This window comes from Nitrospira sp. Nam80 (genome assembly GCF_965152575.1).
This window is the reverse complement of record NZ_OZ224216.1, coordinates 3727569-3740855: the sequence shown is the minus strand read 5'-3', so window position 1 is coordinate 3740855 and position 13287 is coordinate 3727569. Positions and strand designations below refer to the sequence as shown.

The window sequence follows — 13287 nt, the reverse complement described above, 5'->3', positions numbered from 1 at the left end:
CTAAGGGGAGTCATCTACGACATTGCAATAGGGCCATTGTTTTGTTTGACATTAGGAGCTCGATTCATTAATTATGTGACTGCCACTCATTTTTTCGCAAAGTACTAATGGGAATGTACGTACTATCATATCGGTCATAATTCATTAGTCTTGCGCTTCTTACCTGGTCTTATTTGTCCTTCTTAGATCGCGGGCCGCGAATGCGGCGCAATATTTAGTCGATCCGGCGCATTGCGGGATAGAAAATCTGTGGGATACCGTTCCGGCCCGATGAGGGGGGCGGATGCCGTCCTGACGGGCTCGCTCATTGCAATGGTTTGATGACGCAAACGGGACAGCCGGTATCGCTGTTTCGTGTCGAGCCGGGGAACGAAGACCATGTTCAGAAAGCTTCTGCCTTCTTTTCAACGTCTCAATTCATCTGACACGAGATCCTCCTCGGCGCCCGCGGCGCAGGCTTCCGATATGGTTTCGGTGGCCATACCCGTGTTGTTGCGCCTGCAAGACGGGAAGGAGGATGCCCCAGGCATGACGGACGCGATCGGTGTTCACCGGTTGCGCCTGCTGACCAACCAGATCCTGAAGTCGGGTTGTCCCCTGGCGCTCCAATTTAGAATGGGGAGCGGCATTTGTTATTTGAATGTCGCAGGACAAGTCATCTCCTGCATTCCTGCTGATGGCGCTGGCGCCCGCAAGTATTTGATTATGGTCCAGCTGTCGGCGGTCCGCGAATTCGAAGAGCACATGCTCCAGTCGGCTCTTGCGGAAGTGATACGCGATCCATCGGCCCGGCGGGATTCGCTGCTGACCATCCACGGGACCAGGGATACGCTTGCGGAAGAGGCGACCCGGTTGATCGAATCCGCCCCGCACGCAACCCCGGCGGCATGGGGAGTCACCGGGCCTTCCGGATTATCTAAGGATCCGTCCTGGGTTGCGGAACTCCAGCGCCAGACGAAACCATACTGGGACGCCGTTCTCGAGTGCCGGCTTATTCAAGAAGCTTCCACGGGAACCTTATCGTTGGACCGGATGCGCGGGTGGATTCTTCAAATGTATCCCTTTATTGAAACGTTTCCGAAATGGATTGCTCTGACCATCGCAAAAGTGACGGATTTGGACAGCCGTGGGTTCATGATCGACAATATTCGCGTGGAAAAGCGGCACGCGACGCAATGGGTCCATATGGCGGAAGGATTCGGGATCACCAAATCGGCGCTGCAGTCGGTGGTGCCATATCCCGAAGTCGATGCGTTGACCCATTGGTTATGGTCGATCAATGCGCAAGGATCTTTGGCTGAAGCCGTCGCTGCGACGAATTATGCGGTGGAAGGCGTGACGCAAGGCATCGCCAAACTAACCCTTCAAGGGTTTCCCCATTATGCAAAAATGCCGAACATTCATTTAGACCGTAAAGCGTATGCCTGGATGCAAAATCACGCCAGATATGACGAGCTACATCCGGTGCAGGCACTGCAAGTCATGAAACTCTATACCACCAGAGATTTGGAAGAGAAGGTGATATTCGCCTCGAGACGCAGTTTGGAGTATCTGTTGATGGCGTTGGAGGGTTGTTATGTTCGGTGTGCGGACCGAACGATCCGATATGCCGCACCCCACGGTATGGCTCGATCCTGAACCGGCTAGCCTGGTTAAGCTCCCCGAGGAGTGACTTCTGCCTTTCAGTATCCCCTTTGTATTCTTTCCGATGCCGGTCTAAAATTGCTCGCACTCCGCATGGTCTGTTCGGCCTGTTTCTGTACCCGTGCGCCGGGGATGGGGATGACTCTATGACCGAATTATTACGGACCCGTTGTCAGGTTGACGGGATCGACTACTCTATGATTTGCGCGTCGGATCGCCCATGAATGCATTTGCTGTCTCCGGGCTGTTGACCGGGCTCACGTCGATGGCATTCGGGTATTTCGTTTACGTAAAAGGGCGCCATCGGTCCGTCAATAGATTATGGTTCTTCTTCACGCTTTCCGTCGGAGTTTGGGGATGGGGCGGGATGTGGATAGGCATGGCTTCGAAGCCGGCAGAAGCGTTATGGGCCTGGAGAATGGCGTTTGCTTTTGGGGTGGTATGGATCCCGATTCTGTTTGCGCACTTCGTGTATGTATTTTGCGAAATCCCGGCTTCACGATTTTTGTTAAGCAGTTATCTCCATGGAATCGTATTTACCCCACTTGCGTTCACGGATCTCTTCTTCAGCAATGCGCGGCATGTCTTTTCGTCGTTGTACTACGCGGTGCCGGGCGCCGTATTTCCTTATTTCGTGATCTGGTGGATGGGGTCGGTCCTTTACAGCCATTGGATTTTGCTCGCGACAGGTTCCCATCGGACCGGCCAGAAGAAAACTCAAATTTCCTATTTCCTTCTGGCCACGTCGATCGGCTATTTATTCGGCGCGCTGGACTATCTGCCCATTTTTTCTATCGATGTCTATCCGTATGGAAACTTCGCCATCGTTCTCTATCCGATCATCATGACGTATGCAATCGTCAGACATCGATTAATGGATATCAGCCTGGTGATCAACAAAGGGCTCGGATACGCCATCGTGCTCGGGATCATCGTGGTCGCCACTTCAATCGGCGCTGTCTTGAGCGATCGTGCGACGGCTCATTCCACTCCACCGCTGCTTGCCGGGACACTGTTCCTGATCTGCGGTCTCTGGGTGCTCGGCAACGGCATCCGTACGGCTGCCAACGTCACGTTCGCCTCTCTCTGCGGCGCCGCCTGCCTCTGGTTGTTCGGGTGCTTCATGCTGTTCTCGGCAAAGGATGGACAGGAAGCGGTGTTTTGGGAACGTGTGATCTATACGGGTGTCGTTTATATTCCGGTCTTGGCGTATCATTTCACAGAAAGTCTTTTGGGTACGGCTCGTAGAGACAAGGCTCTCGTCTGGGGCTACGTCATCAGCACCGGATTCTGGCTTCTCTCCTTTACCGATCTGCTGGTAAACGGCTACTACACCTATTATTGGGGCCGCTATCCCAGAGCCGGCGTTCTGCATCCGGCATTCGTGATGTATCTGGCAGCCGGCGCTGTCGTGAGTCTCTATCGGTTGTACCAAGGATATCGAATCAGCCTCGGCTCTTCGTTTCTTCTCTCCGCGCAGCTCAAATATACATTCATTGCGCTCCTACTTGGGTTTGCGGCGTCAATCGACTTTTTGCAGACGTATGGAATCGGCTTTTATCCCCTGGGCTATCTCTTTGCAGGATTATGCGTAACGGTCGTGGCCTACACGATGGCCAAATATGAATTGATGGACGTCAGCCTCGTTCCGAGCCGTCCGAAAGTAGTGCTTTCCATCAAACTGCTCGCGTTGATTCCGGCCTATCTCGTTATTTTATTGATCATCCGCATGTTTACAGGGAGTCTCTATTATCTGCTCGCCGGAGTCTTGTTTGCGTTATTTGTCGTGGTGGCAGGAGTCTTGTCCAATCTTCAGAAGGGAGTGGAGCAGGCCATCGGACAAACGTTGTTCCGGGAACGATACGACGCCTATGACACACTGGTGCAGTTCTCGAAATCGCTGGTATCGATTCTCGAACTGAAATCGTTGACCAAGGAGATCGTCCAAACGCTGGCCAGGGTTATGAGTATCAAGACGGCATCAGTCTTTGTGTTGGATAAGGAACAAGGAGTCTATTCTTTGGCCGCTCATTATGGAGCCGGAGCAGATAATCGCGCGGCTGCGATAATTAAAGTTGATTCAGACCTGCCTCGTGAATTGATGCAGGCGGAGACGGCACTCGTGCAAGAAGAAGTGGCGTATGAAGCCGGAGGTGACCTCAGTATGCGGGTCTTGGATTCCTTGAAGTCTCTCGATGCGGAAGTCTGCATTCCTTTGCTCAATAAAGATCGCCTGGTGGGGTTTTGCTGTCTCGGTCAGCGAACCAATCACGGCATGTATTCCACGGAAGAACTTGGTCTCTTGCGCACATTGGCTCAGCATGCCGCCATTGCCCTCGATAATGCCTTGCTGTATGAAGACCTCCGCCGGTCCCAACTCCTCATGCGCCGGACTGATCGATTGCGATCGCTTGAAACCATGGCCGGGGGGTTTGCACATGAAATTCGGAATCCGCTGACGTCCATTAAGACGTTTATCCAACTCGCGCCCGAGCGCAGGGATGACGCGGAATTCATGGAACAGTTCAGTCAAGTCGTGTGCGATGACGTCGAGCGGATTGAACGCTTGATCCACGAGATCCTTGACTATGCCCGATATATGACGCCAAAACTAACTCGGGAGAACCTCAATGATGTGGTGTCATCCTGCCTGTACTTTATAGAGGTCAAGGCGAGCAGCAAGGCGATCGCCATTCGCCGCGAGCTTGAGACCGATCTGCCCCACGTCAAGCTTGATCGTCAGCAGATCAAGCAGGTGCTGCTCAATCTGCTTATCAACGCGGTGGAAGCGATCGGCGACCGCGGCGGGCATTTATCGGTGAAGACAAGAAAGTTGGTGAAGCATCCCCATGAGGATTGGGTGAGGATTGAAATAGCAGACAGCGGCCCCGGTATCTCACCCAAAGATCTGGAGCACATTTTTGATCCGTTTTATACGACCAAGCACGCCAGCGGGGAACGAGAAGGAACCGGTCTTGGATTAACGATTGCCCATCAAATCATCAAGGAGCATGGCGGATATATCGAAGTGTCAAGCGAGGTAGACCATGGGACCACGTTTTCCGTCAATTTACCCGTCAGTCCGCCAATCGTCGAATGGCAGGCACGACCGGCTGACCTGGATTCCGACAGAGCGATCGGCCTGCTGGTTGCCAAATCCCGCTTTGGCCCGGAGGGGACTTTTCAGAGCATGACGGACTCTCCCAAAGAGCCCGCATAAAGAGTCCTCCTTATTCCACGAAAAAGCCTAAAATTGATTTACTCCATCCGCTACCCGATTCCCTTCAATCCGCCCGGCTGCTGTGTCGATATTATTTCGATTAACCGGTTTTCCACCCAATAGTAGTCTTCGTGCCTCTGCCGGCATTGGAAAAAGCCGCAATGTCCGCCCTTTGCGGTGAGGACCAGATCAATGAATGGATTGGCGGCAATGGCCGAGGTGTCAAACATGGTATGTGGGATAAATGGGTCATCTTTAGCGGTAATGATCACCGTCGGAACTCGAATAGCGCCGAGCACATGGCGCGCCCCTGACAAATCATAGTATTGGGCCGCGTTCGCATATCCTCCGTCGGGCGCAGTGTAGAGTTCATCGAATTCGCGAATGGTTCGTATGGAGCGTAAAGCGGCGAGATTCCATTGTCCCGGAAATAATTCCGCTTTCCTGATGACTCTTGATTTCAACCGTTTCAAAAAATAGTCATGATAAAGACGATTACCGGGGCGTTCCAGGGCAGCGATGCATTGTGTCGGATCAATGTTGGGACAGACAGCGAATACACCGGACAATGACGGCATGGGTGCCGTTATCTCGCCCGCCATTTTGAGGACTAAGTTGCCTCCCATCGAGTACCCGATTAATGAAATCGATCCCAATCGATCTCTATCGGTCAATTCCATGACCACGGCTCGGATGTCTCCGCTGAGACCGCAGTTATAGAGGGACGGTGCTAGATGTTCGGTCCCTCCGCATGTTCGCTGGTTGAGGCGAATCACGTTCAGCCCCGCCTTCCAGGCTTTCGCGGCAAGTCCTTCGATATAATGAGAGTCACCGCATCCTTCTAGGCCATGCACAAGCACCACCGTTCCACAAGCATGTCGACGGTGTTGCCAGTGACAAAAGCCGAGTACTTGTGTGTGTGGTGCGACGGTGAACTTCCTTGGTTCAAACGGAATGTCTCGCAGTAGGCCCTTTCGCGGATAGAACTTCGCGACGAGCGTCATCGCATGAGGATTCCGAAGGAGGGGATGCGGTTCAAAGGCAGGGCGAAGCTTGGTCACGGGCATTCCAGCACAGGAAGGCTACCATCATGAAGAGGCATTTAGAACAAGATGGCTCCCCGGGCAGGACTCGAACCTGCGACCAGCCGGTTAACAGCCGGCTGCTCTACCAACTGAGCTACCGGGGAACAAGGTGGGCTGAGACTTCGACATTCTAGCAAAACGAGAAACCGACGGGGAAATTTTTTTCCGCAGAATGCCCCATCCGGCTGTTAGATATCAAAGTCTTCCGATTCGTCCTCTTCTGAACTGGCGTCGGTATTGCCCTGGGACATGGCGACGTAATGTTTGGCCCAGGTAATGTAGAGATTACCGCTATCGCGCATTGTATCGGCTGCTTTAATCAGTTTCTGAGCCAAGTCGGGGTCTTTCCCCCCTGCGTGGATGACGGCAGCTTGTCGTTCCAGGGCTTTAGGAAAGGCGCTTAGCAGGCCGCAAATCTCGTTCAAGAGCTCGTCCAAAACATTGTCTTCACTGTGCATGGGTTCCGCTCCACATTATATATATTGGTCGAGATTTTTAACGATACTGAAGCGGGTTCCCCCAACAAAAAACCCCATAGCGGAAAGCTACGGGGTTCCTGTCGACTACGGTCGCGTTAACCTTGGTACGCTTGGCCCAGCCCGGCAGATTCACCCTTTTCCGACATAAGGCTGCCGTTGGCGCTGACGGCCTGCATGACGATGGCTTGGTGTTTCGCGGCATTGCAGACCACGACGCACAGCTCGCAGCCCTTGCAACGATCAATGGTGACTTCCGCAACCATTTTAGTGCTGTTGAGGTCGAGGCAATTTGCCTCGGGACAATACATGATACAGAGCCGGCACCCCTTCTTGGCGACGCACTTTTCGTCAATGACTTGTGCAACGTTATACATGCGGATAGGTTCCTTTTCTTATGCTGCGACAGCCGGATTGCCGACTCTCAATTCCACGTGGTTCTTCTCGGCCCATTCCGATCCAATTTCGTAAGCTCGCCGCACCGTTGCAAGATTCTTTTGTAAGAGCATTTCTTTCTTGGCGAACTTCTTTTTGATCGCCTCGTCTAGCGACGCGGTGCCTCCCGAGGCGACGAATTTTTTGCCGAAACGTTCTTGAAGAGCTGCGTCAAGCGCTTCCATCGTGACACATTTTGTGATGCCCGCCACAGAGCCAATCATAGTCATATTGGTTGAGAGTTCGGTTCCCGCGACCTCAAGAGCGATCTGCGTGCCGGGAATGTACAGTGTGGCGACATTCAAATCCTTGAGTCGCTGAATGTCCTCCTCGGAAAGCAAAGGAACATCCGAATTAATGATGACGACCCCGCCTTCCTTGATACCGGAATAAAACGGCATGGTGTAGCTCTTTCCCATGGTGATAACCTGGGGATGGAACACTTCGATCACATCAGGGAAAACAAGCTCGCCCCGATCATAGATGCGTTCAATGCCGATACGGCAATAACTTTCGGCCGGAGCCATCCGCTTTTCCGCTCCAAAAAACGGATTCGAAATAGAGAATTTGCCGTCTCTATTGGCCGCCATGGCCATGACATGAGCCGCTGTGACGGCGCCCTGCCCGCCGAGACCCGACATGCGGATGTTCAATCTTTTCTTGATCATCGAGAACCTCCTGAATCCTAAGCGCCTTGGCCGGTCAACTGTTTGGCTGCGGCTTTCCTTTCCTTTTCCTTTGCGGCCGCTTCGGCCAGCAGTTGCTTGGCCGGCTCACTGATGTATTCTTTATACGCAAAGCGTTCGGTCGGTTTCTCCGAATCCCGCATCTCCTGCAGTCCTTCCATGCTGTTCTTCCCGATTTCGAGGATACAGGGCGTGTAGAGCTGGAGATAGGTCGGACCGATTTCACGTGCGATTAAGACCGCGTTGCGGATAACCTTTTCGACGAGCGACGGCTTGCTCACCGTACAGTTGACAACGTAATGACAACCGGATTCTCGCGCAATTTCCGGTAGACGTACCTTCTCGAAAAGTTTGCCGACTGGGGCCATCTTGGCGACAAACCCTTTTTGCATGAGCCCGCTTTCCTGGCCACCGGTGTTGGCGTAGAGTTCATTGTCAAAGCAGATTGTGGTAAACTTCTCCTGGCGAAACCAAGCCTGCAAAGTCATGTCGAGTCCGATATCGACCGTTGCCCCATCTCCGGCCAAGACGACCACATCCTTCACGCGGTCCGGGAATCTCACGCTGAGAGCGCGCTTTAATCCCGAAGCGATCGCATTTTGATTCCCGAACAGGGAGTGAATGTTGTGGACGGCCACCATCGGGAACACGAGGCTTGTACAGCCGGTGGAACCCACCATGACGGTATCCTCGGGATTGGGCAGCGAGGCCAAGATATAGCGAAAAGCCATTGATTCCGGACAGCCGGCACAGAGCGAGTGCTGTTCAATCAGCTCCTTGGAGTTGCCGATATCTTTCCACCCGCGGTCTTCTTTCCCATATGTGGCGCGCTGGACGAGGTCCTGATAATCCGACGGCATGATGTCATATAGATCCGGTGAAATTTTGATTCGTTCTTTGCTCATGTATGCCTCCCCAAAAATGCTTTTCTTGCCAGATGAACTGTCGTACCGGCTGTGATCAGCTACCTCGTCCAGCCAGGGATTCGGCTCTCATCCCCAATGCGGTCTTGATTTCGGACACAATAATCTCGGGCGGCATGGTCATACCTCCACAGACGTGAGGGCCGGCATGCACCCGATCGCTATTTGGGATAGTGGCGCGAATTTCCTTAGCCAACCATCCGGTGACATTAAACTCCGGCACGAAGATATGCTTCGCATGTTTGGTTGCTTCACGGATCTCGTCGCCCGGCCATGGTCGTAAGGTCTTTACCTTCACGAGACCGCATCGGACTCCTTCATCGTCGAGCAGGCGGATCGCTTCACGACCCTGGGAAACCGCCGTGCCGGATGCCACAATCATAATATCGGCATCAGTGTTCTCCGAATCGATCAGGCCGTTGAGCCAATGAATGGAGTGTTTGCGGGACCGTTCAATGGCTGCCCATATTTCTTGCTGCCAGCTGGCATGTGTCGCGTAACTGATATAGTTGCTCTTCATCACGAAAGGATCACGCATCATTCGGACCGGAGGGCATTCCATATCCATGCACGGGACCGGTGAGCGATATGGATCGTACGGCGGTAAGCACATGTCTACAGGAGTCAAATTCACAACGTCCTTCGTATGAGTGACAAAGAATCCGTCGCAACAAAGGGCCAGAGGCAGATGGACGTCCGGCTCTTCAGAAACCATATACCCTTTGAGAATCCAATCAAAAAAGTCCTGAGCTGTCTCGGCATGCCACACGAGCATACCGGTATTGAGCAAATAGGCTATTTCCAGGGTATCCGGTTGGATGGAGAGGGGCGAATTGATCCCTCGACACGTAACGATCATTTGGATGGGGAGTCGGGCTCCTGCCCACATCGGGAAATTTTCCATGGCGCGCATCGTTCCAGGGCCGGCCGTGGTGGTAAAGACGCGGGCGCCTCCGAACGCCGCTCCGGCGCACTGAGACATGACCGCAAACTCGCTTTCCCCGCGGAAATAGTCCCCGATGTAGCCTTCGGCAAACAGCTCACCGATTAAGGCGGCGGCCTCGCTCTGCGGAGTAATTGGATAAGCGATCATCACATCGCAGCTTGCTCGGCGAACCGCTTCCTTAATGACTTCGCTGCCTGTATAGAAGGACGGGGTTCTCGGAGCCTCGTTCATCAGAACCCACGGGTCCGTGTAAGTCTGGCCTTTCTTATTCTGTGTGCCGATGACTGAATGTATATCTCCCATGGGCCCAGCCTCCTTTCGAATTGTCCTGCCCGAACCGATCAGTTCGAAGCGGAGCTTTTGGCTGCCGCCAGCCGTGGTTGCACGGTTCCTTTTAGCTTTTTGACCCACTGAGCCAGCGTCATGATTTTCTCAACAGATGTATCTCGGATGGAGAGCATGGCGTCCTCATGCCCGGCCTGCGCGCACATCGCAATAGTATAGCAAGATGTTCCTCCACGAATGATCTTTAGCGACAGGTTCGCCTGATGACAATGGACACCGACGAACATGCAGCAGTCGATCTTGTTGTGCCAAATCGTCAGATTCGGGTGGTTGGGATTGATTTCGATTTCAGGATTGATTTTGGGATACTTGGGGCGATAATCCGGCATAGGAATAAGCATGGCTTTCTGACCAGGCTGAACACATTCCTTCAAGGTCTCATACAGATGGCGTATTGCCGCGGCCTTCTTGGCGGCTTTTTCATTCCATGCCCATAAAACCAGCGGACCCGGGAAAATAGTCGGCACTTGAGCCATAAGAAATTGCTTGGCGGCCTCTTCATATGCTTTGTCTTCGGAGACAATTGTTCCATTGATGTGGGCCTCGCCGGGATTCGGTAAACGAATTCCCATGCTGGCCGCCGCAGGAGGAAGGAAATGTTCCGGGCCTGGTAGAACGCGGTACTGAGTCATTCGAATATGCTCACTTGTTTAAGTTTTTGGCGATGAAGAGAAAGAAGGACCCTGCTTCCACGCAAGATATCGTTACTCTATGCTTTTTTGATGCCGTCTGCAACACGGCAGAAGGCCCACCTAGAGGAAATTTAGGGCTACGAGAAAAAAAGACCGTTAGGCCTTTTGGTCTAAAATAACGGCCTCAGAAAATTTCCTAAGTGGGCATTATAGGTAGGAAACTTTAACGTTGTCAATGCACGCAATGAAGGCGGATGTGCTTTTGAACGAAGGATCTTAATGGAATCGAATAGAAATGGTCAGGAGTGAGTTTGCTCAAGTGGAAAGACCTGTAGAAATGGATGGACCTCGACTCGGTAGAAAACTCCGAACACGGTGTAGGGATCTTCTCGCACAAACTGCTCAGCCTCTTCCCGCGAATCAGTTTCGATGACGATCAGGCTGCCGACCTGATCCGTCAAGGGGCCGGCCAGCACGATCCGACCTTGGCGGCTCCAACGCTCTATTCGTTCGATATGAGCCGGGCGATAAATTTTTCGCTTGGCTTGACCATCCGGGCCATCAAACCCGAGAATGACAAATTTCATGGCAAGGTCAGCTAACCATGGTACATGGGCACATGGAGAATGAGGGGCAACCGGCAGGATCAATCAAATGGCGGTCTCTTCCAACGGATGCCTATCCTTGTACCCATGGCTCAGTTCATGCCACCATCTGATCTTGTCTTCGCCAAATTTCCAACAGAGGTAGACGACACGTCCATCGAGGAGGAAGGGAAAATCGCATAAACCAATGTTGACGTCTTTGACGACAACTCCCAACTCGTGAATCGCTTGCAAGTTGGTGCTGACATCGTGAAGTGCTTGAATGTAAAGGGAGCCGCTTTTGCTTCCTCCTCCATACACGGCATTCGCGCTGGCCTTCTTGATTTCCTCGTTCGTGCGGACAAGAATGGCTTTGGAACGTCGAATGGACGTAAAGCGCGAATTTAATTGAGGCAACAGTTCTGTCGCCTCCGCAAACGAGAACACTCGTTCCGGATGATCATTTCCTTGAGCCGCCATAGAGCCACGTCTTTAGCACAACCTTAGATTGGGCTGCAATAGCGTCCGCGCTCGGAAAAATAGGGAGCATGGAATAACGAGTCGGGATCTTTTCGGTCTCATGGGAAAGAGGACATTTCTACTTGGGGTTGACACACATCTGAAGTGTATTGACAAAACATAGCTTGGTCGTTATGCTACAGACAGCTTCAGGTTCAATTTGAAGGGTACCTCTTCTCCTTCAACTTCCAGGACCCATCTCGAATCAACGACTTGAATCCTAAATTCTGAAGGGCGATCTTACTTTTGACCCCACGTGGTCCGTTTCTTCAAGGCAGGGCAGTGTCGCTTCATTGAATCAGTAGAATATCCTCGCCATTTGAAAATCACAGGCCGACGACATCATAAGACTGAATCCGCACATTACAAGATTGAATCCGCACATTGATAGATGGGGGATCCACGGTTCTCATCGTATAACGAATTGAAAGAGCCCAGCGCTCGGTAGGGAGTTGTATGGCACAGGCAAAGGGGGAGATTATGCATCTTGCCGAACTCAAGCAGAAGACCATCGCCGATCTCAACGAAGTGGCTCGTGAGTTGAAAATCGAAGGCGCCGCCAATTTGAGGAAGCAGGAACTGATTTTTGCCATTCTCCAAGCTCAGACGGAAAAAAACGGCGTGGTCTTTGGCGAGGGAGTTCTTGAGACGCTCCCGGATGGATTCGGATTCCTTCGCGCTCCCGATTCGAACTATCTCCCTGGGCCGGACGACATTTATATCTCTCCATCGCAAATCCGCCGGTTCAATTTGCGCACGGGTGATATTGTTTCCGGCCAGATACGCCCTCCAAAGGAAAGCGAAAGATATTTTGCCCTGCTTAAGGTGGAGAAGGTTAATTTTGAAGATCCAGAGATCGCCCGAGACAAGATCTTATTTGACAATCTGACCCCGCTTTACCCCGAGGAACGAATCAAGCTTGAGTTCGACCAGGAGGAGTATTGCACGCGGGTGATGGATCTCACGACGCCGATCGGGAAGGGGCAGCGCGGTCTTATTGTCGCGGCGCCGAGAACCGGCAAGACAATGTTACTGCAAGCCATTGCAAGATCGATCCTCAAGAATCACAAGGAAGTGGTCCTCATTGTATTGCTGATCGATGAAAGGCCGGAAGAAGTCACCGATTGGCAGCGACAAGTCAAGGCTGAAGTCATCAGTTCGACATTTGATGAACCGGCGCAGCGCCATGCGCAGGTGGCTGAAATGGTTCTGGAGAAGGCGAAGCGACTTGTCGAGCATAAGAAAGATGTCGTGATCCTGCTCGACAGCATCACCAGGTTGGCTCGCGCCTACAATACCATCGCGCCCCCGAGCGGCAAAGTTCTGTCCGGCGGGCTCGATTCGAATGCGCTGCAAAGACCCAAACGTTTTTTTGGGGCCGCCAGAAATATTGAAAACGGCGGCAGCCTGACCATTATGGCCACGGCTCTGATCGACACGGGGAGTCGAATGGATGACGTTATTTTTGAAGAGTTCAAAGGCACCGGCAACATGGAAGTGCATTTGGATCGCCGTCTGGCCGATAAGCGGATCTTCCCCGCGATCGATATCAGCCAGTCCGGTACGCGCAAGGAAGAACTGTTGGTTGATCGCGATCGGCTGAACAAGATGTGGATTCTCCGAAAGGTGTTGAGTCCGCTTGGAACGATGGAAGCGATGGAATTTTTGATGGACAAGATTCAAGGCACGAAGACGAATCAGGAATTCCTGCAATCGATGAATCGGTGACGGCGAACTTGCCTGGCAGGTTCCATCCGGTGTACATTCTGCCGACTCAGAGTCCGGGATAAGG

General features: G+C 52.6%; 12 protein-coding genes and 1 tRNA gene. 3 read left to right on the top strand and 10 right to left on the bottom strand.

The features are described from left to right. Positions 1–528 precede the first annotated feature (528 nt). On the top strand, positions 529–1638 hold the full coding sequence (locus tag ACWGXE_RS17675; RefSeq protein WP_447599324.1) for a TenA family transcriptional regulator: 1110 nt from the start codon (positions 529–531) through the stop codon (positions 1636–1638). 226 nt (positions 1639–1864) lie between these two features. Further along, on the top strand, positions 1865–4864 hold the full coding sequence (locus tag ACWGXE_RS17670; protein ID WP_447599323.1) for an ATP-binding protein: 3000 nt from the start codon (positions 1865–1867) through the stop codon (positions 4862–4864). A gap of 50 nt (positions 4865–4914) precedes the next feature. Here the strand turns inward: ACWGXE_RS17670 and ACWGXE_RS17665 are convergent, their stop codons facing one another. The 10 genes from ACWGXE_RS17665 to ACWGXE_RS17620 all read right to left on the bottom strand — a co-directional run bounded on the left by ACWGXE_RS17665 (position 4915) and on the right by ACWGXE_RS17620 (position 11456). Then, positions 4915–5868 carry a YheT family hydrolase gene (locus ACWGXE_RS17665; protein WP_447603791.1) on the bottom strand — a complete coding sequence of 318 codons (954 nt, stop codon included), beginning with the start codon at positions 5866–5868 and terminating at the stop codon, positions 4915–4917. A 109-nt stretch (positions 5869–5977) separates the two neighbouring features. Further along, positions 5978–6053, bottom strand: a tRNA-Asn gene (locus ACWGXE_RS17660). An 84-nt stretch (positions 6054–6137) separates the two neighbouring features. Then, entirely contained in the window at positions 6138–6407 is a 270-nt protein-coding gene (locus ACWGXE_RS17655) for a hypothetical protein (RefSeq protein WP_447599322.1), read from the bottom strand. A gap of 116 nt (positions 6408–6523) precedes the next feature. Beyond that, entirely contained in the window at positions 6524–6802 is a 279-nt protein-coding gene (locus ACWGXE_RS17650; protein ID WP_447599321.1) for a pyruvate ferredoxin oxidoreductase, read from the bottom strand. A gap of 18 nt (positions 6803–6820) precedes the next feature. Beyond that, on the bottom strand, positions 6821–7528 hold the full coding sequence (locus ACWGXE_RS17645) for a 2-oxoacid:acceptor oxidoreductase family protein (RefSeq protein ID WP_447599320.1): 708 nt from the start codon (positions 7526–7528) through the stop codon (positions 6821–6823). A gap of 17 nt (positions 7529–7545) precedes the next feature. Further along, complete coding sequence (locus tag ACWGXE_RS17640) at positions 7546–8451, bottom strand: thiamine pyrophosphate-dependent enzyme (RefSeq protein ID WP_447599319.1); 906 nt, start codon at positions 8449–8451, stop codon at positions 7546–7548. A 55-nt stretch (positions 8452–8506) separates the two neighbouring features. Next, a complete protein-coding gene (locus tag ACWGXE_RS17635; RefSeq protein ID WP_447599318.1) occupies positions 8507–9718 on the bottom strand; it encodes a transketolase C-terminal domain-containing protein in 1212 nt (403 codons plus the stop codon). A 38-nt stretch (positions 9719–9756) separates the two neighbouring features. Continuing rightward, positions 9757–10392: a carbon monoxide dehydrogenase beta subunit family protein gene (locus ACWGXE_RS17630; RefSeq protein WP_447599317.1), complete on the bottom strand. Its 636-nt coding sequence runs from the start codon at positions 10390–10392 to the stop codon at positions 9757–9759. A gap of 299 nt (positions 10393–10691) precedes the next feature. Continuing rightward, positions 10692–10979, bottom strand: coding sequence for a YciI family protein (locus ACWGXE_RS17625; RefSeq protein ID WP_447599316.1), 288 nt, complete (start codon positions 10977–10979; stop codon positions 10692–10694). Positions 10980–11042: 63 nt separating this feature from the next. Next, positions 11043–11456: a DUF2203 domain-containing protein gene (locus ACWGXE_RS17620; protein ID WP_447599315.1), complete on the bottom strand. Its 414-nt coding sequence runs from the start codon at positions 11454–11456 to the stop codon at positions 11043–11045. A gap of 519 nt (positions 11457–11975) precedes the next feature. Between ACWGXE_RS17620 and rho the strand changes: the two genes are divergently transcribed. Further along, on the top strand, positions 11976–13223 hold the full coding sequence (rho, locus tag ACWGXE_RS17615; RefSeq protein WP_447603790.1) for a transcription termination factor Rho: 1248 nt from the start codon (positions 11976–11978) through the stop codon (positions 13221–13223). Positions 13224–13287 lie beyond the last annotated feature (64 nt).

Excerpts from the sequence above, each read along its gene's own strand:
- ACWGXE_RS17670 (WP_447599323.1), top strand. The coding sequence starts at position 1,865 with ATGAATGCATTTGCTGTCTCCGGGCTGTTGACCGGGCTCACGTCGATG.
- ACWGXE_RS17655 (WP_447599322.1), bottom strand. The coding sequence starts at position 6,407 with ATGCACAGTGAAGACAATGTTTTGGACGAGCTCTTGAACGAGATTTGC.
- ACWGXE_RS17640 (WP_447599319.1), bottom strand. The coding sequence starts at position 8,451 with ATGAGCAAAGAACGAATCAAAATTTCACCGGATCTATATGACATCATG.
- ACWGXE_RS17625 (WP_447599316.1), bottom strand. The coding sequence starts at position 10,979 with ATGAAATTTGTCATTCTCGGGTTTGATGGCCCGGATGGTCAAGCCAAG.
- ACWGXE_RS17620 (WP_447599315.1), bottom strand. The coding sequence starts at position 11,456 with ATGGCGGCTCAAGGAAATGATCATCCGGAACGAGTGTTCTCGTTTGCG.
- ACWGXE_RS17675 (WP_447599324.1), top strand. The coding sequence starts at position 529 with ATGACGGACGCGATCGGTGTTCACCGGTTGCGCCTGCTGACCAACCAG.
- ACWGXE_RS17645 (WP_447599320.1), bottom strand. The coding sequence starts at position 7,528 with ATGATCAAGAAAAGATTGAACATCCGCATGTCGGGTCTCGGCGGGCAG.
- ACWGXE_RS17630 (WP_447599317.1), bottom strand. The coding sequence starts at position 10,392 with ATGACTCAGTACCGCGTTCTACCAGGCCCGGAACATTTCCTTCCTCCT.
- ACWGXE_RS17665 (WP_447603791.1), bottom strand. The coding sequence starts at position 5,868 with ATGACGCTCGTCGCGAAGTTCTATCCGCGAAAGGGCCTACTGCGAGAC.
- ACWGXE_RS17635 (WP_447599318.1), bottom strand. The coding sequence starts at position 9,718 with ATGGGAGATATACATTCAGTCATCGGCACACAGAATAAGAAAGGCCAG.
- rho (WP_447603790.1), top strand. The coding sequence starts at position 11,976 with ATGCATCTTGCCGAACTCAAGCAGAAGACCATCGCCGATCTCAACGAA.
- ACWGXE_RS17650 (WP_447599321.1), bottom strand. The coding sequence starts at position 6,802 with ATGTATAACGTTGCACAAGTCATTGACGAAAAGTGCGTCGCCAAGAAG.